We start from the raw sequence: 17,644 nt of genomic DNA on the forward strand, positions 1-17,644 counted from the left end.
ACAGTTTCCTGAATAATTTGACAGGGAGGATATAATTATGGCTATCAAGATTGGTATTGCACCGGACTCCTGGGGCGTCTGGTTCCCGGCAAGTGATCCGAACAATGCAAAGCAGCCCCAGTGGTGGCGCTGTCTGGACGAAATGAAGGTTGCCGGCTACGAGGGCTGCGAGATTGGTCCGTGGGGCTATATGCCGAACGACGATCCCAAGGTGCTCAAGAACGCAATGGACGCGCGCGGCCTGACCCTCGTAGGCGCTACCGAGGGCGGCAACTTCCTTGATGACGCGGCTGTTGAAGGCATGCTCAAGGACATCGACGATATCTCCAAGCTGCTGAAGGCTTTCCCGAGCGCGAAGTATATCGTTCTGCTGCCTCCGATGTACACCAACCTCGCTACCGGCGAGCTGGAGATGAATCCGGAGCTGACCGACGAAGAGTGGTCTACTTACTGCAAAAACGTGCAGAAGTGCGCGGACCGCTGCGCAGCGAACGGCTTTATCGGTCTGTTCCACCCGCATGTTGACAGCCACGTTCAGACTGAGGAGCAGATCGAGCGCTTCCTGAACGACACCAATGTAGATCTGTGCTTCGATACCGGCCACCATGTATACGGCGGCGGTGAGCCGATTTCCTTCTACAAGAAGTGGGCGAAGCGCATCCCGTACATCCATTTCAAGGACTGCGATCTGGCAGTCAAGGCTAAGATGGACGAGAACAAGTGGTCGTTTGCCAAGGCTGTTACCGAGGATATCATGGTTGAGCCGGGCAAGGGCAGCATCGACTTCACTGCAATGCATAAGGCACTCGACGAGTGCGGCTACGACGGCTGGTGCGTCGTAGAGCAGGATCTGTTCCCGGTAAAGTCCTTCGACGTACCGCTCGAGAAGGCGACCATCGGTCGTGAGAACCTCCGCAAGGCAGGTTTCTAATGAAATAGTAATCGCAATACCCATTTTACAATCGCATCTACACTATTCCCGTTTTCATTATTTTGTTATCCGGTCCCTCTTGAATTTCCGCTCCAACAGAAAATCAAGAGGGACTGCTGATAAAGAGTACACGCAAGTGTGAAATACACAAGCGTAAAAGGGCGCTGAGAGAGCAGAGCCCGGAAAAAAGAGAGGAGAAAAATTATGAACAAGAAGAGAGTGTTAGCGATGTTGCTGGCAGGCGCGATGGCTTTGTCGATGACCGCATGTGGCGGCGGTAGTGCTTCGCCGGGCGATGACAGCAGTAATGACGGTGGCGCATCCGCTTCCGGCGGCAGCTACAAGGTCAGCGTTATCCTGAAGACCCTGGCTGCCGAGTACTGGCAGTATGTAAAGTCGGGCGCTGAGGACTATGCTTCCGAGCATTCGGACAAGGTTACGGTAGAGGTTAAGGGGCCAAGCTCTGAGACCGCTTTCGACGAAATGCAGAACATGATCGAGACCGACCTCAGCTCCGGCAGCTATGACGGCGTTATTATCTCTCCGCTGCAGTCGGATACCGCGGCGCAGCTCGTCAGCGGCACCAAGCTGCCGATCGTTGCGATCGACACCAACTTCACGGCACCGGAGGTTAAGTCCTTCGTAGGTACCGGCAACGAAGCTGCTGCCAAGAAGGGCGGCGAGGCTGCTGTAGAGGCTGCCAAGGCTGCCGGCTGGACCGATATCAAGTGCATTGAGATCGCAGGCGTACAGGGCGATCAGACCAACACCGCTCGCATGAACGGCTACAAGGCTGGCGTTGAAGAAGCAGGCGGCACCTTCCTGAGCGATGAAGTACAGTACGCAGACGCAACTGCTGACCGCGCTACCACCGCTATGGAAGCTATCATGCAGACACATCCGGAAGGCATCGCAATCATTTGCGCAAACAACGACGATATGGCTATGGCAGCAGCCCGTGCAGCGCAGGGTCATGACGCATACAAGAACACCATCTTCATCGGCTTCAATGGTGACCGTGCTGCGTGCGAGGCCATTCTGAACGGTCAGATGACCATGTCGGTCGCGCAGATGGCTTATGAAATGGGATACAAGGCAGTCGAGACTATGGTTCAGGCGCTCGACGGCGAGAACGTTGACGAGTTCGTTGACTCCGGTTCTGACGTAGTTACCCCGGACAACGCGCAGGAGCGTCTGGATACCCTGAAGACGCAGCTCCACTAAGAAAACTGCATTCCGCACAAACGCAGATTGTGCGATAATGTTCACGCGTAAGATCCTCTCTCCGGATCGGCAGGAAAACGCTCCAACGTTCTGCCAATCCATAATGGATAAACGCAAATTTCAAAGATCCTTTCTCTCATTCTATTTCTCTATATGGTGGTGCCCCCCTGCTCCTGCCCAAGCAGGATTAGGGGGCATTGCTATGGAATGAAGTTGGATGAGATAGACAAAATTAGCAATTCCGTACAGATTATCCTGCAGGCTGCAGAGAAAAAGAGGGACACGCTGCTGCAAACACCCGCGGCAGCGTATTTACACAGCAAACAAGAGGGGTTTCAAGAAAATGGTATTTACACTGGGTTCATTTGTGCTTGTCACTGTAGCGGTGGCATTCGTAAGCTGGCTTAAAACCAAGGGAACGGACGAGACCAGCAAAGACGGTTACTTCCTTGGAGGCCGAAGTCTGAGCGGTCTGGTTATCTTTGGTTCTCTGATGATGACCAACCTGTCTGCGGAGCAGCTGGTAGGCCGCAACGGTCAGGGCTATGCAGCCGGCATGACTGCAATGGGCTGGGAGACCATGTGCCCGATCGCATTGACGCTGATGGCACTGTTTTTCATCCCAAAGTATTTCAAGCTCGGCATTTCCACTATCCCGGAATTTCTGGAAAGCCGCTTTGACCGCGCAACCCGCGTCATTGTATCGTTCATTTTCCTTGTCGCTTATATTGTAACCATGCTGCCGCTGGTGCTGTACGCAGGCTCGGTAGCGATGGAGCGTATCTTCGGCATTACCGCACTGATGGGCGGCAACCGTTTCATGGCAACCACCGTAATGTGCGTTGCACTCGGCATAATCGGCGGTATCTATGCAATCTTCGGCGGCCTGAAGGCCGTAGCCGTATCGGACTCTCTGAACGGCATCATCTTTATCATCGGCGCGGTCATCCTGATCCCGGCTCTGGCATTTATCGCACTGGGCGACGGCAGCATCGCAGAAGGCATCCGCATTTTCGCTACATCCTCTCCGGAGCACCTGAATGCGATCCAGCCTGCTGACGCACAGCCGCCGTACATTCCGTGGCCGATGATCGTACTTGGCTGTGGTATCAACCACATCTCTTACTGGTGCACCAACCAGTCCATCATGCAGCGCGTACTCGGCGCTAAGAACCTGAAGGAAGCACAGAAGGGCTCTCTGCTGACCGGTCTTACCTGCGTATTCTGCCCGATCTTTCTGGTAGCGCCCGGCGTTATCCAGTTCATCCGTGACGGCGGTGTACTGACCGACTTCGATATGGCGTACCCGTCTCTGATCAAGGACATCCTGCCGACTCCGGTACTGGGCTTCTTTGCAGCAGTCATGTTCGGTGCGATCCTGTCCTCCTTTAACTCGGTACTGAACAGCTCCATGACGCTGTTCACCCTGGACATCCTTCCGGTTATCTCCAAGAAAAAGCGCACGGACGCGCAGCTGATCACCATTGCAAAGCGCTTCGGCATCGTGCTGTGTCTGGCGTCCATTATTATCGCACCGTTCCTGCTGTATCTGCCGGCTGGCATCAGCACCTTCCTCAATCAGATGTGGGGTTACTACGGCGTTCCGGTTCTGGCCATCGTTGTTATGGGTATTCTGGCTCCGCGCATGCCGAGCTTTGCGCCGAGGGCTGCCATCATTGTCCATATCGTATGCTATGGCCTGATGATGAACCTTCTGCCGTTCCACTTCCTGTACTTTGAAGTAGGCGCATTCGTAATTGACCTGATCCTGATGGCGATTCTGACCAAGGCTGCACCGCGCAAGGAAGCATATGTACTGCCTGATCTTGAGGTTGTTGATATGACCCCGTGGAAGTATCGCAAGCCGGTCATTGCAGTTACGTTCATCCTGCTGGCAGGCATTTATGTGCTGTTCTCTCCTCTGGGTCTGGGCGGCTAAAGGCTTCGCCTCGATTGAAACCACGGTTTCAATCGAATTTCGACGAAAAACCGCGTCCTGCGGACACATTTTTTCGTCCCTTTATAAAAAGGCAGGCGCTATCCTTGCGCGACTTCTCGGTCGCGCTGCGCGTACACGCCCCGCCTTTTTATGAATTTGCTTCGCAACTTCGATTGAATGCGTGCTGCCGCACGAAGCACATTGCGGACAGCCGGAATTACGATTTATAAGAAGAAAAGACAGACCGTTTTGCGGTCTGTCTTTTTTGTGCGTTTAGAAGGAAATTGCCCGGAACGCCGTCGGTGAAATATCCGTCTCATGCCGGAATGCCCGCGCAAAGTGCGACGCACTGTTGAAGCCGCAATCTTCGGCAATCTGCTCAACGGTCAGGTCACTGGACAGCAGCAGACGCTTGGACTGACGCAGCCGGTACTGCAGCAGATACTCATGCGGCGTACAGCCGACGTATCGCTTGAAGCTGCGGATAAAGTGGGATTTGCTGATGCCGCACATCTCGGCAAGGTCGTTCAGCGAAATGTCATCGGCAAAATGACCGTGAATGTACGCCAGTGCCGGTGCAAGCAGCTCGCTGATGACGGTGGTTCGCACGGTCTGCGATGCCAGACCGCCCAGAATGCTGTGGACGGCAATGGAAATCTGGTGCTCGTTCATGGAGGCAAACTGCGTGCTCATGCCGTACTGCGCCGAGTGCACAACCGTGCGGAACTGGTCCTTGAGCGACAGCATCGGCTGCTTTTCGTGCACAAGGCCAAAGCGCTCGGTCAGATATTCGGTGTACTGCTTGCTGCTTGCACCGTTGAAGTGAAACCAGTAGAAGTCAACCTTGTCCGGACACCAGTAGCAGTGCGGCTTGCGGCAGTCGAACAGCGCTATTTCGCCCTCATGCGCCTCAGCGGTCATACCGTCTGTGCAGATGCAGAGCGAACCGCTGTTGATGTAGATCAGCAGGTATTGGTCAATGCCGTTTCGTTCGATCCGGTAATCGCTGTTGCAGATAAACTGACCGAACTGCGGGCAGTAATACAGCGCGCTTTTCGCAAATTCGGACGGCAGTGAGAAGTCCATGAAGGACGGGGTCAGTACGCCGGTATCTACAATTTGCATAAAATCCCTGCTTTCATTTGGTCTCGATAGCGATGAGATACAGGGGGCGGCTGCTGCACAGCCTTCCCTTCGCAGCTGTTACGCTTATTGCACTGCCTTTGTCACAGGTGGTTTTACTCCGCCAGCTTATAAATCTCGATGATAGCCTGTTCATCAAGTGCGGAATAGCTCTTGACCGGACCCTTGACCGTGCGGACGGTATTTGCGGCCAGCTGTGCGTAATTCTCCGGCTTGATGCCAAGCTGCGACAGATGCGTCGGCATGCCGATCTCCTCAAAGAAGCGCTTCATGGTCAGGATGCCTTCGCGTGCGGTGCGCTCGGGATGATGGAAATCCATCTCCACGCCAAATACGCGGTTCGCCAGCTGAGCAAAGCGCGGAAAGTCGTTCTTCATTTCGTACAGCGCCCAGGCCGGGAACAGCACGGACAGACCGGCGCCGTGTGCAATCTCATCGCGGAACGCGGACAGCTCATGCTCGAGCTTATGCACCGGGAACAGGCGCTTGCGGCCGCAGCCGGTGTAATCGTTGTGGGACACGCTGCCCGCCCACATCAGGGAAGCGCGGGCTTCGTAATCGCGCGGATTGGCGATTGCCCGGCGGCCGGCATCGCGCACGGCGATGAGCAGACCCTCGGCAATGCGGTCGGTGATGTCGCTTTCGCCGCCTTCCGGCGTGAGGTAACGCTCGAGCGTGTGCATCATAATATCCACAATGCCGCAGCCGGTCTGAAATTTGGACACGGTATAGGTGTTTTCCGGATCAAGGAAGCTGATGCGCGGACGGTTGGTTTCGCTCGTGATACCGCGCTTCTCCTTGGTCTCCTCGTTGGTGAGTACGCAGGAGTTGCTGCTTTCCGAGCCGGAGGCTGCCAGCGTCAGCACAGTGCCGACCGGCAGCGTGGTATCCGGCTTTGTGCCGGTAGATGCAAACTGCCACGGATCGGTTTTGGTAGCAACGCCCATGGCGATGGCCTTCGCCGAGTCGATGACCGAGCCGCCGCCGACGGCCAGCACAAAGTCGATGCCCTCTCGCTCTGCCAGTGCAATGCCCTTGCGGACAAGCGATACCTTGGGGTTCGGCGATACACCGCCCAGCTCGACAAAGGCAAGACCCGCCGCAAACAGGCTCTTTTCTACACGGTCCAGCAGACCGGAGGTGCGAGCGCTCGAGCCGCCAAAGTGTACGAGAATGCGATGTGCGCCGAGTTCTTTCAGACGCGGGCCGATCTGCTCCTCAATATCTTTACCAAATACAATCTCAGTCGTGGTGTGCAGATTAAAATTCAGCATTAGGCGTTCCTGCCCTTCCTATTAAAATAGTATGATTCTATTATATCGTTCCCCTTGCAAAAAGTCAAAAAATTCGATAAAATAGATGGATACGAAATCCGAATCGTGAGGAGTGAGAGCGTGTATTACAGTTATTCCGCTGCCCAGTGGCTGCTGGTTTTCTACCTGTACTGTATGCTCGGCTGGTGCTTTGAGTCCACCGTGGTTTCGGTAGGACAGCGCAGACTGGTCAACCGCGGCTTCCTGCGCGGCCCCATGCTGCCGATTTACGGCTTTGGCGCCGTGATCCTGCTGCATGTTTCTCTGCCGTTAAAGCAGCATCCGGTGTGGCTGTATCTGGCGAGCATGATCGCGGCGACTGTGTTTGAATACATCGTCGGTGTGGTGATGGAGAAGATATTCAAGGTAAAATACTGGGATTACTCCAAGCAGAGATTCCAGTTTCAGGGCTATATCTGCCTGCGCTCGTCACTGTGCTGGGGCTTTCTCGGCCTGATCCTGACGAGCGTCATTCATCCGCCGATTGAAAAGCTGGTGCTCGGTCTGCCGTTTATCGGATTGATCGTGATCGACGTTCTGTTTTCGGCGGCATTTATCAGCGATGTGATCGTATCCGTACGCAGCGCACTCGATCTCGCCAAGGTGCTCGAGGAACTCGACCGTCTGCGCGAGCAGGGAGCGGAGCTGCGACAGCAGCTGTCCGAGACCGCGCTTGTCGGTCTGACCAACCTGTCCTACCGTGTAGAGGAAGCGCATGGCGAATTCACTGAGAAGGTGGGCGAGGCGAAGGCACAGCTTGCCGAGCGTGTGGACGATGCCAGGGAGCAGCTTGCCGACGCGAAAGCGCAGCTCTCCGAGAAAATGGACGATGCGAAGGAACAGCTTGCCGCTGTGCATGAGATGCGCTCCGACGAGCGCAGGGCGCAGACCGAAGCTGCACGCGAGCAGCTGCAGGCTAAGCTCGACGAGCTGCAGCGCCGCTTTGACGAGCGGGCAGCCGCACTCGGCCGTACCCGCAAGAGCCTGCTGCGCGGCAACCCGACCGCCCGCTCCGAGCGTTACACTGAGGTGCTCGAGCGGCTGAAAAAGAAACTGAATAAAGATTGACGGTACATTCCAAATGCTGGACGATTGCTCTCGTTCCTCCGCGCCGCAGCGCGTATAAAATAGAATTTGCTTTGCAAATTCATAAAAAGGGGAGCATGTATCACTTTTTTTATACTTCTGGAGGGAGAAAGTTTCAACCAACGGGCGGAACTTTCGGACGACTTTGGAACGGCCCACGGTCCGTTCCTCTTGTCGGCAAAACTGTAGTTTTGCGACAGGCAATCATAAAACTACACAAAATGCACAAACTAATGCAAAATGCAGCAGGATACGCTTGCTGTTTCGTCAGTTTTTCACTTGCTAAAATACCCGTTTCGGGTGTATATTAGTAGTACCCGCTGAACCTATCATTTTACTCGGGTTTTCGCGCGTCGAAAACCGTCTGTTCAGCTTGTGTTTAAGACAACCTTTTTGGACAAAGAAAGGCAGATATACTATGGAAAAGAGATTCGTATATGCGGATAACGCGGCGACGACCCCGATGTCCGAAACTGCGTTCAACGCGATGAAGCCGTGGCTGACCGAGAACTACGGCAACCCGTCTTCTCTGTACCGCATCGGCCGTGCGGCAAAGGAAGCGCTCAACGATGCGCGCACCGTTGTCGGCAAGTGCCTGAATGCGGCAGAGCCGGTAAACGAGAAGAACGACTATGCACCGGGTGAGATCGTATTCACCGGCGGCGGCTCGCAGGCGGACAACCTTGCGATCCGTGGCTTTATGCACGGTCCGTCCTCCAAGGGCCGCAAGCACATCATCACCTCCAAGATCGAGCATCATGCAGTGCTTTACACCTGCGAGGCGCTTGAGAAGGAGGGCTACCGCGTTACCTATCTGAATGTGGATAAGGAAGGCCGTGTAGACCTTGAACAGCTTAAAGCAGAGCTGTCCGAGGACACCGCACTGGTTTCTGTTATGGCGGCAAACAACGAGATCGGCACGATTCAGCCGATCAAGCAGATTGCCGAGCTGGCGCATTCGGTTGGCGCAAAGTTCCACACCGACGCGGTTCAGGCTGTCGGCCATATGCACATCGACGTACAGGAGATGGGCATTGACATGCTGTCTCTGTCCGGTCATAAGTTCCGCGGTCCGCGCGGCACCGGCGTGCTGTATGTGAAGAAGGGCATCATTCTTGAGCCGCTGGTATACGGCGGCGGTCAGGAGCGCGGCCTGGTTTCCGGCACCGAGAATACCGCAGGCTTCATCGGTCTGGCAGCAGCGATGAAGGAGGCCGTTGAAGGTCTGGATGAGAAGATGGGCTACGTCAAGAAGCTGACGGACAAGCTCGTTAAGGGCATCATGGAAAACATTCCGTACTCCCACTATACCGGCGATCCGGTAAACCGTCTGCCGGGCACCGCTTCGTTTGTCTTTGAGGCGATTGAGGGCGAGGGCCTGATCCTGCGACTGGATAACGCAGGCGTATGCGGCTCCACCGGTTCGGCATGCTCCACCGGTTCGCTCGATCCGTCTCACGTTCTGATGGCGATCGGTCTGCCGCACGAGATCGCGCACGGCTCTCTGCGCCTGACCCTGGGTGAACAGAACACCGAGGAGGACGTTGATTATATCATCGAGACGGTCACCGATGTTGTTAAGACCCTGCGCTCGATGAGCCCGGTTTGGGAGAATGGTCATCCTAACCTGACTGCTGCAACCGAGCTGCACGCACATTAAGATAAGCGGAAACGTATCCCGTAGGGCGCGACGACTCGGCGCGCCGGGGTCGTCGCGCCCTACGATTGATTTTCCTGCAATATATTCATTTGATTGGACAAAAAGGAGATAGATTTTATGCAGTACAGTGAAAAGGTGCTCGACCACTTTACGCATCCGCGCAATGTTGGCGAGATTGAGGACGCAAACGGTGTCGGCGAGGTCGGCAACGCAAAGTGCGGCGATATTATGAAGATTTACCTCAAGGTGTCGGATGACGGCATCATCGAGGACGTTAAGTTCAAGACCTTCGGCTGCGGCGCGGCAATCGCAACCAGCTCGATGGCTACCGAGATGGTAAAGGGCAAGAGCCTGGAGGAAGCGCTCAAGCTGACTAACAAGGCCGTTGCTGAGGCTCTGGACGGTCTGCCGCCGGTAAAGATGCACTGCTCCGTGCTGGCAGAGGAAGCGCTGCGCTCTGCAATTTCCGACTATTACAAGCGTCTGGGCAAGGACCCGGCGGAGATTCTCGGCTGCGATGCAGACTGTGAGACCTGCCACAAGGCAGACTAACACGCATATTCCGCAAAAAATACGCATAACATTAGGGCAGATTGAGAAATCTGCCCTTTTGGTGTCTCAATAATTGAGAATGAATAATGGAGAATTGAGAATTAGCGCTATCCTTGCGCAGACTTCAGTCGCGCTGCGCTGGTATCGCGCTTTGCGCGATGATTCAATAACCGCCTTTACAGGCGGACTCCTCCATTTTCCATTATGAAAGGGAGGTGAACCTCTTGAACGAAATTACAAAAAGTATAACTTATCTAAAAGAATACAAACAGTTAAATCAAGCCCTCGGCGAGGGCAAATCTCCTCTGCTGGCGGTCGGTCTGTCTGCCATCCATAAGGCGCACCTCGCGGCGGCTCTGGGTCTGGACACCGACCGTCCGGTGCTGGTGCTGACCGATGACGATAACGCCGCGAACCGATTTGCAGCTGATCTGCGCGGTTTTTCCGAGCGTGACGTTGTACAGCTGCCCTCCCGCGAACTGGTGATGGCGGATGTAGTCGGTGTGTCGCGCGGCTACGAGCAGCGCCGTCTGGCAGCACTGGACGAGCTGACGGAAGCGCATTTTGCGGTCGCGTCCGTGCAGGCAGCCGCGCAGCGCACCATGCCGCCGGAGGCGCTCAAGGCGGCAATCGTGTCGCTGGCCACCGGTGAAACCGCGCCGCTGGATGAGCTGGCACAGTCGCTCACGCGCGCAGGCTACGAGCGCTGCGTACAGGTCGAAGGCACCGGTCAGTTTTCCATTCGCGGCGGCATCCTCGATGTGTTTCCGCCGCAGGCGGAGCACCCGTACCGCGTGGAATTCTGGGACGATGAGATTGACTCAATCTCCACGTTCGACGTCGGCAGTCAGCGCCGGTTGGAGCAGTGCGAGTGCCTGCGCTGTCTGCCGTGCATGGAATCCATTCCGGCACTGGCGAAGGGCGGTGCGGCAGGACTGGCAAAGGCTGTTCTAGCACTCACCTCGACCCGCCGAAAGAAGCAGCACGCGGATTTGCAGACTAACCTTGAACGGGACGCAGAACGTCTGCGCGAGACCGGTTCGCTGCCCGCAGCGGACAAGTATATGCCGCTCATTTATCCCGAAATGGCGACCGCGTTCGACTATCTGCCCGAAAATGCCATCGTCATCATCGAGGACACGCCGCGTCTGCGTGACGCTGTCCGCGATTTCCACGCGCGTGTAGCCGATGACGTAACCGCGCTGCTCGAGCGCGGCGAAATGCCGCCGAATCTGGGAGAATATGCGCTCGATTTTGTCGGCGTATGCAGCATGAAACGCCAGATTCTGCGTCTGGACAGCTTTCTCAACAATGTGGCCGAGCTGACGCCGCAGCATCTGGAAAACTTTATTGCCAACCAGATGAACGCCTACGGCGGCAATCTCGACATGGCGTCTGCCGATATCCGCAGCTATACCGAGCAGGGACGCGCGGTGGCGGTCGTGTGCGGCAGTGCGCTGCGCTGTCAGAACATGCTGGACGCGCTGACCGACACCGGTCTCAACGTAAAAATCAGCGATCTGCTGCCCAAGGGCGGCTGTGTCAACATCATGGAGGGCACGCTGTCCGCCGGTTTTGAGTATCCCGATCTCGGCCTTGTTGTCATGACCGAGGGTCAGGTTCTTGCCCGGCGAAAGAAAACGCAGGTCAAGAAGTCCAACCGTGACAAGGTGAAGTCGTACACCGACCTGACACCGGGTGATCTTGTCGTGCATGAGCACCACGGTATCGGTCGGTTTATCGGTATGGAGCGCATGACGGTGGACGGTTCCGAGCGCGATTTCATCAAAATTGCGTTTGCGGGAACGGATTTTCTGTATGTTCCGGCAACCTCGCTCGATCTTATCTCTAAATACATCGGCGGCGGCGACAACGAGCGCGTGCGGCTGAACAAGCTCGGCGGCGCGGATTGGAGCAAGGCGAAAGCACGCGCCAAGGCGGCGGCAAAGGAGCTGGCCGAGGGTCTCATCAAGCTGTATGCCGAGCGCGCCAAGGTCAAGGGCTACGCCTTCCCGCCGGATGACGCGTGGCAGCGCGAGTTTGAGGAGGATTTCCCCTACGAGGAAACCGACGATCAGCTGCGCTGCATTGCCGAGATCAAGGACGATATGCAGTCCGACCGGCCGATGGACCGCCTGCTGTGCGGCGACGTTGGCTTCGGCAAGACCGAGGTCGCGCTGCGTGCCGTGATGAAGTGCATTCTCGCGGGCAAGCAGGCGGCGATCCTCGTACCGACGACCGTGCTTGCGCGGCAGCATTATCTGACCGCGATGCAGCGTTTTCAGGGTCACCCCATCACGATCGAGCTGCTCACGCGCTACAAGACCGGCTCGGAGCAGACTGCGCTGCTCAAAAAGCTGGAGGCGGGCTCGGTCGATCTGGTTATCGGCACGCACAAGCTGTTCAACAAGAAGATCAAGTTCAAGGATCTCGGTCTGCTCGTCGTGGACGAGGAACAGCGGTTCGGCGTCGGGCACAAGGAAACGCTCAAGGAAATGAGCAAAAACGTGGATGTGCTCACGCTGTCGGCAACGCCGATCCCGCGCACGCTCAACATGGCGCTGTCCGGTATCCGCGATATGTCCTCCATCGAGGAGCCGCCGCAGAACCGCCATCCGGTGCAGACGTTCGTGCTTGAGCAGAACGACGGCGTGCTGCTTGATGCCATCCGGCGTGAGCTGGGACGCGGCGGACAGGTATACTACCTGCACAACCGCGTGGAGTCCATCGAGCGATGTGCGAACATGTGGCAGCAGCGGCTTCCGGATGCGCGAATCGGCATCGTTCACGGCAAAATGGGTCAGAAAGAGATTGCAAAGGTTATGAACGAGATGGCGGACGGCGAGATCGATATTCTGGTCTGCACCACCATTATCGAGACCGGCATTGATATCCCGAACGCGAACACGCTCATTATCGAGAACGCAGACAATATGGGTCTGGCGCAGCTGCACCAGATTCGCGGCCGTGTAGGCCGCTCGTCGCGCCACGCCTACGCCTACCTGTGCTACCGGCACGGCAAGGCGCTGAGCGAGATCGCGCAGAAGCGGCTCGGTGCGATTCGTGAGTTCGCGGCGTTCGGCTCGGGCTTCAAGATTGCCATGCGTGATCTGGAAATTCGCGGTGCAGGCAATGTGCTCGGTCCCGAGCAGTCCGGCCACATGATGAGCGTCGGCTATGATCTGTACCTCAAGCTGCTCGAAGAGGCTGTGCAGGAGGAGAAGGGAGAAACACCCAAGCCGCGTGTTGATTGTGCGGCCGAGCTGCTGATTTCTGCCAATCTTCCCGCTGATTATGTTGCGGATGCGGGGCAGCGTGTCGATCTGTACCGCCGTATTGCGCTCATCCGAACGGACGAGCAGCGCAGTGATATGCTTGACGAGCTGATCGACCGCTTCGGTGAGCCGCCTGCGGAGGCCATCGCGCTGCTGGATATCGCGCTGCTGCGTGCCAAGGCCAGTGAGCAGGGGATTGCGGAGATCAAGCAGCAGGACGGACGGCTGCTGCTCACCTTTTCCGAGACCGATTTCGCGCGCCTGTCCGCGCTCTGCGGTGACAGTGAATTCAAGGGCCGCCTGCTGCTCAACGCCGGTTCGACACCGTATCTGTCGCTGCGCCTGAATAAGGGCGAGACAGCGATGGAAATGGCGCAGACGCTGGTTGATAAGTACGCTGCCACGGCAAAATAAGCAGGAGAATGATAGAAAGCGTGATTCATTGAAGTCAATTTGCTTCCCTGCGCTTGCAGAGAGGGGAGCGGCTGTATTGGCGCAAAAAAAGAGCGAAACCATACGGTTTCGCTCTTTTCTCATTCTTCGCCGGAATTCTGTTCCGGGGCACCGTTTTCGCCATTCGGCTTGCGGCGGCGTCTTCCGCCTCTGCGGCGGCGACGGCGCGGCGCACCTTCACCGTCCGGAGACAGCTCATTCTGAGCATCTTCGGGCAGTTCGTCTGCGGCAGTCTGCTGCGGGGCAGGCTTGCGCGGCGGACGCGGCTGCTGCGGCTTCTGATGCGGAGCCTCGCTCTTTTTCGGTGCATCCTTTTTGGGTGCGGGAGCGGCAGCATCCTCCTGCTCCTCGCGCTTACGGCGTTCCTCGGCCATAGCGGCGGCATTCTGACGGTTGCGGCACGCACCCTTTACCATGCAGCACTGCGTACACTGGAACTCGGTCAGCGAGTGCTCCGGACTGTCATCCAGCTGCACCTTGCAGGTGCCGCGCAGCATCTGGGTGGAAACCACCTTGCCGCGGCCTTCCGGCGTATCGACCACGCTGCCCTGACGCGGTGTGACCTTCTGCAGCTCAGCATAGGCCTCATGCTCGTACTTGAGACAGCACATCAGACGGCCGCACACACCGGAAATCTTTGCGGGATTGAGTGACAGGTTCTGATCCTTTGCCATATTGATGGAGACCGGATGGAAATCATCGAGATACGAGCTGCAGCACAGCTCGCGGCCGCAGCAGCCCAGACCGCCGATCATCTTCGCCTCATCGCGCACGCCGATCTGGCGCAGCTCGATGCGGGTGCGGAACACGCTTGCAAGGTCCTTAACCAGCTCGCGGAAGTCCACACGGCCGTCTGCGGTGAAGTAAAACAGCAGCTTATTCATATCAAAGGTGCATTCCGCGGTGACAAGGTTCATTTCCAGACCGCGGTCCTCGATCTTCTGCTTGCAGATGATAAACGCCTCGTCGGCACGCTTTTTGTTGCGCTCGAGCGTTTTCATGTCGGCCTCGGTTGCCACACGGACCACGCGCTTGAGCGGCTGCACGACCTGCTGATCGGGCACATCGGTGTTGCCCTGTACGCAGTCGCCGTATTCCACGCCGCGTGCCGTCTCAACGATCACACCCGTACCGGGTGCGATTTCCAGACCCTGCGGGTCGAAATAATACATTTTTCCGTTCGATTTGAAACGAACTCCGATTATTGTTGTCAAAAAGTTTTCCTCCTGTATGATGGAAACGCTTAGGAAGCGTAACAGATGCGGTAAATATCGCTCGTTAATGCACAGGTGACAGCCGCGGATGCCGCGTTGCGCGACACACGGTCGATCAGCACATCAATAAAATCGTAGACCGCCAGCAGACGTTCCGTACTGACGGCGCCGGCGAGTGCCTGCGTCTGCTTGCGGAGTGCCGGCTGCAGCGGCTTTTGCGGCAGAGCCTTCGAGACGAAAATCGCGTCCCGGACAGCGGCCAGCAGAATGCCGAGTACGCCTAAGAGTGCGCGGCGCGGCGTCTTTTCCAGACCCATTGCACCGAGCATCATGCGGTCCTCGCGCCGTTCGGCAACCGCAGCGAGATAGGGCGCAAGCAGGCTTGCCGCCTCCTCATTCGACACCGCAGCCTGCGACGGCTCGAGCGCAAATTTAGTGCAGCGCGAGCGCACGGTCTGCAGCAGCGAATCCGGCTGCTCGGCGGTCAGAATGAAGAACGCATACGCAGGCGGCTCCTCCAGCTCCTTGAGCAGCGCGTTCTGCGCCATGGGATTGAGATTCTGCGCATGGTGAATGACTGTCACACGGCGTTCGCCGTCGTTCGGGATAATGGCGTTTTCCGCCTTGATCTGACGCGCCAGATCGACCTTGAGTTCGGCCTCTCCTTCGTCTACGATCATCAGATCCGGGTGCACACCCTGCTCCACCTTGCGGCACGGCAGACAGCTTCCGCACGGATGACTGCCCGCGCCTTCGCATAAAATACCGGCCGCGAGTACATTCGCAAGGGCTTTGAGTGCCGCCGGATCGTCACCGGACAGCAGCACGGTCTGTGGAAAACGCTCGTTCAGCGCATGCTTCAGGCTGTTTTTGAGCGCATTGTTGCCCGCAAGTGCGTCAAATGAGATCACAGCTTTTCAAAACGCTCGACGTTGAGTACAAATACGGTTGCGCCGCCGACCTCGACCTGCACCGGCGTGGACGGGAAAAAGCCCATGCCGAGCTCAGCAGTTGCCGGCATGATCTGCTTGCGGGAGGAGGAGTGCTCGCGGATGATGTCAAAGCACTCATCCAGCTTGCTCTCGTCCAGACCGATCAGGATCGTGACGTTGCCTGCTTTGAGGAAGCCGCCGGTGGTCGCCAGCTTGGTGATGGAGAAGCCTGCTTTCATCAGGCTGGAGATAACATCCTGCGAATCATCGTAATTGATGATAGCCAGTACCATTTTCATAATAGTAACCCCCTATACGCATTGCTGCGCGGAAACATATCGTTTGCTTGGATGAGACACGTTATTGATGGACAACAACGGTTATTTCATCTATTATATTGTACCATCTTTCACGGATAAGTGCAATGTGCGCTCCTGTAATTTTCTCGCCGGGCCAGAGCAGCGGCACACCGGGCGGATACGGCGTGACCGGACGGGCGCAGACCAGACCCTCGGCAGCGGCCGGCTGCACTCTGCCGGTCTGTGAGAACCATGCGTCGCGCACGCTCATCACGCGCTCGGCGGGCGGAAACGGCGCGGACAGGGACGGCAGGGGAATCAGCTCACGCCGTTTGGAAATGCGCCGCAGACCGCGTTTCAGACGGCTGACCGCACAGTTCGGGTCGGAGCCGGTGAGAATGAACACAACATTGCGGTCATCCGCCATCTCGCACGCCACACCGCATTCGCTCCACAGCGTATCGGCCAGCTGATGACCGGTGATGTCGGTTCCGGCGGTGCACACCGTCAGACGGCATGGGTCAAGCGCAGGAAAATGATCCTCGGTCAGTGCGGTGAACATGGTTCGGTGCTGCACATAGGCACGCAGTTCGGCACAGGTTTCCGCCGAGCGGCGGTACTCCGCGTGACCGGGACCCTCGGTGTAGGCACGCGCAAGGTCAATGGACGCCATAATAGGGTAGGACGGACTGGACGTGCCGAACAGCATGGTGTTTTCGCGCAGCGCGCGGCGGTCCACGCCTGCCGCGGAGAGCAGAACGGCGCCCTGTCCCATGCACGGCAGCGTTTTGTGCATGGAGAGCACGGCCATATCCGCACCTTCCGCGACCGGCGTCGGCAGGCCGACAGCAGGGAAGTGCGCACCGTGTGCACCGTCTACGAGCAGCAGCTTGCCGTGCGCGCGGCACAGATCGGCAAACTCGGGAATCGCCCGCCGGATGCCGTAATACGTCGGAGAGGTCAGCAGGATCGCCTTGATCTCAGGATGCGCGATCAGCTGTGCTTCCGCATCCTTGACCGAAAGCGCACCGGAAACCGCGAACGGCTCGATCAGCGGGGCAGAGAAAAAATACGGCGTAATGCCGAGCAGCGCGCAGCCGTAGCAGACGGACTTATGCACCTCGCGGTCGAGCAGGACAGAGCCGCCGCGTCCGACCGCCGTGCCGAGCATGGCCAGAATGCCCTGTGTCGAGCCGCCGGTCAGGAAAAAGCAGTCCTCCGAGCCGAAATACCGCGCGGCGGCAACCTCCGCATCGCGGATAGGGCCTTCACCGGTGTACAGGTTGCCGGTGCCGTAGGTTTCGGTAAAGTCGATGGCAAAAATATCCGCGTATGTATTGAAAACCGGCTCACCCTTGTGCCCGGGCATGTGAAACCGTGCGGAGTCGCCGGTCTCGAGCAGCTGCAGAGCATGGAACAGCGGCGCCGTCGTGAACGGCATCAGGCGGTTGATCTGTCTGTGATTGGGACGGTGGCTGTGCGGCGCAGCCGGTCGGCGGTGGTGCATAGTTGAGTTAGCTCCTTACATTATTGTGCTATAATACAGTATAACACATAATTAGGAATTAGGAATCAGGAATTGCGGTGATTCACAGGTATGCGTTCACCTATCACAAAAAATTA

12 protein-coding genes and 1 pseudogene are annotated in these 17,644 nt (G+C 57.1%); 7 read left to right on the forward strand and 6 right to left on the reverse strand.

The window, feature by feature from the left end; all coding sequences use genetic code 11:
• The first annotated feature begins 37 nt into the window (after nt 1–37).
• The 3 genes from ACWVX6_RS03180 (at nt 38) to ACWVX6_RS03190 (ending at nt 4,094) form a co-directional block, all read left to right on the forward strand.
• The gene (locus tag ACWVX6_RS03180; protein ID WP_455152339.1) at nt 38–931 is read left to right on the forward strand and encodes a TIM barrel protein; all 894 of its coding nucleotides are present in this window, start codon (nt 38–40) and stop codon (nt 929–931) included.
• Nucleotides 932–1,135: 204 nt separating this feature from the next.
• Nucleotides 1,136–2,155 carry a sugar ABC transporter substrate-binding protein gene (locus ACWVX6_RS03185; RefSeq protein WP_455152340.1) on the forward strand — a complete coding sequence of 340 codons (1,020 nt, stop codon included), beginning with the start codon at nt 1,136–1,138 and terminating at the stop codon, nt 2,153–2,155.
• Between the two features lie 343 nt (nt 2,156–2,498).
• Entirely contained in the window at nt 2,499–4,094 is a 1,596-nt protein-coding gene (locus ACWVX6_RS03190) for a solute:sodium symporter family transporter (protein WP_455152341.1), read from the forward strand.
• Between the two features lie 273 nt (nt 4,095–4,367).
• Here the strand turns inward: ACWVX6_RS03190 and ACWVX6_RS03195 are convergent, their stop codons facing one another.
• Together ACWVX6_RS03195 and ACWVX6_RS03200 are read right to left on the reverse strand one after the other, a co-directional pair.
• A complete protein-coding gene (locus tag ACWVX6_RS03195) occupies nt 4,368–5,219 on the reverse strand; it encodes an AraC family transcriptional regulator (protein ID WP_455152342.1) in 852 nt (283 codons plus the stop codon).
• Between the two features lie 113 nt (nt 5,220–5,332).
• A complete protein-coding gene (locus tag ACWVX6_RS03200; RefSeq protein WP_118760766.1) occupies nt 5,333–6,511 on the reverse strand; it encodes an iron-containing alcohol dehydrogenase in 1,179 nt (392 codons plus the stop codon).
• A 120-nt stretch (nt 6,512–6,631) separates the two neighbouring features.
• Between ACWVX6_RS03200 and ACWVX6_RS03205 the strand changes: the two genes are divergently transcribed.
• The 4 genes from ACWVX6_RS03205 to mfd all read left to right on the forward strand — a co-directional run bounded on the left by ACWVX6_RS03205 (nt 6,632) and on the right by mfd (nt 13,537).
• Nucleotides 6,632–7,618, forward strand: a complete 987-nt coding sequence (locus ACWVX6_RS03205) for a putative ABC transporter permease (protein WP_455152343.1) — start codon at nt 6,632–6,634, stop codon at nt 7,616–7,618.
• Between the two features lie 436 nt (nt 7,619–8,054).
• Complete coding sequence (locus tag ACWVX6_RS03210) at nt 8,055–9,296, forward strand: cysteine desulfurase family protein (RefSeq protein WP_455152344.1); 1,242 nt, start codon at nt 8,055–8,057, stop codon at nt 9,294–9,296.
• Nucleotides 9,297–9,413: 117 nt separating this feature from the next.
• The gene (gene nifU / locus ACWVX6_RS03215) at nt 9,414–9,848 is read left to right on the forward strand and encodes a Fe-S cluster assembly scaffold protein NifU (RefSeq protein ID WP_110435445.1); all 435 of its coding nucleotides are present in this window, start codon (nt 9,414–9,416) and stop codon (nt 9,846–9,848) included.
• Between the two features lie 224 nt (nt 9,849–10,072).
• Complete coding sequence (mfd, locus tag ACWVX6_RS03220; RefSeq protein ID WP_118760768.1) at nt 10,073–13,537, forward strand: transcription-repair coupling factor; 3,465 nt, start codon at nt 10,073–10,075, stop codon at nt 13,535–13,537.
• Nucleotides 13,538–13,917: 380 nt separating this feature from the next.
• On the opposite strand, the pseudogene ACWVX6_RS03225 reads toward mfd, so the two are convergent.
• The 4 genes and pseudogenes from ACWVX6_RS03225 to ACWVX6_RS03240 all read right to left on the reverse strand — a co-directional run.
• Nucleotides 13,918–14,790: pseudogene (locus ACWVX6_RS03225) on the reverse strand (PSP1 domain-containing protein); the annotation flags it as partial.
• 29 nt (nt 14,791–14,819) lie between these two features.
• Nucleotides 14,820–15,701: a hypothetical protein gene (locus ACWVX6_RS03230; protein WP_455152345.1), complete on the reverse strand. Its 882-nt coding sequence runs from the start codon at nt 15,699–15,701 to the stop codon at nt 14,820–14,822.
• On the reverse strand, nt 15,698–16,021 hold the full coding sequence (locus ACWVX6_RS03235) for a cyclic-di-AMP receptor (RefSeq protein WP_110435421.1): 324 nt from the start codon (nt 16,019–16,021) through the stop codon (nt 15,698–15,700). The genes ACWVX6_RS03230 and ACWVX6_RS03235 overlap by 4 nt, the downstream gene beginning before the upstream one ends.
• Before the next feature lie 61 nt (nt 16,022–16,082).
• Nucleotides 16,083–17,528: an aminotransferase class I/II-fold pyridoxal phosphate-dependent enzyme gene (locus tag ACWVX6_RS03240; protein ID WP_455152346.1), complete on the reverse strand. Its 1,446-nt coding sequence runs from the start codon at nt 17,526–17,528 to the stop codon at nt 16,083–16,085.
• Nucleotides 17,529–17,644: the final 116 nt, after the last annotated feature.

The organism is Butyricicoccus sp., assembly GCF_977037065.1.

Coding starts and splice junctions, on each gene's coding strand:
- ACWVX6_RS03200 (WP_118760766.1), bottom strand. CDS start 6,511: ATGCTGAATTTTAATCTGCACACCACGACTGAGATTGTATTTGGTAAA.
- ACWVX6_RS03235 (WP_110435421.1), bottom strand. CDS start 16,021: ATGAAAATGGTACTGGCTATCATCAATTACGATGATTCGCAGGATGTT.
- ACWVX6_RS03180 (WP_455152339.1), top strand. CDS start 38: ATGGCTATCAAGATTGGTATTGCACCGGACTCCTGGGGCGTCTGGTTC.
- ACWVX6_RS03210 (WP_455152344.1), top strand. CDS start 8,055: ATGGAAAAGAGATTCGTATATGCGGATAACGCGGCGACGACCCCGATG.
- ACWVX6_RS03185 (WP_455152340.1), top strand. CDS start 1,136: ATGAACAAGAAGAGAGTGTTAGCGATGTTGCTGGCAGGCGCGATGGCT.
- ACWVX6_RS03240 (WP_455152346.1), bottom strand. CDS start 17,528: ATGCACCACCGCCGACCGGCTGCGCCGCACAGCCACCGTCCCAATCAC.
- ACWVX6_RS03195 (WP_455152342.1), bottom strand. CDS start 5,219: ATGCAAATTGTAGATACCGGCGTACTGACCCCGTCCTTCATGGACTTC.
- ACWVX6_RS03190 (WP_455152341.1), top strand. CDS start 2,499: ATGGTATTTACACTGGGTTCATTTGTGCTTGTCACTGTAGCGGTGGCA.
- nifU (WP_110435445.1), top strand. CDS start 9,414: ATGCAGTACAGTGAAAAGGTGCTCGACCACTTTACGCATCCGCGCAAT.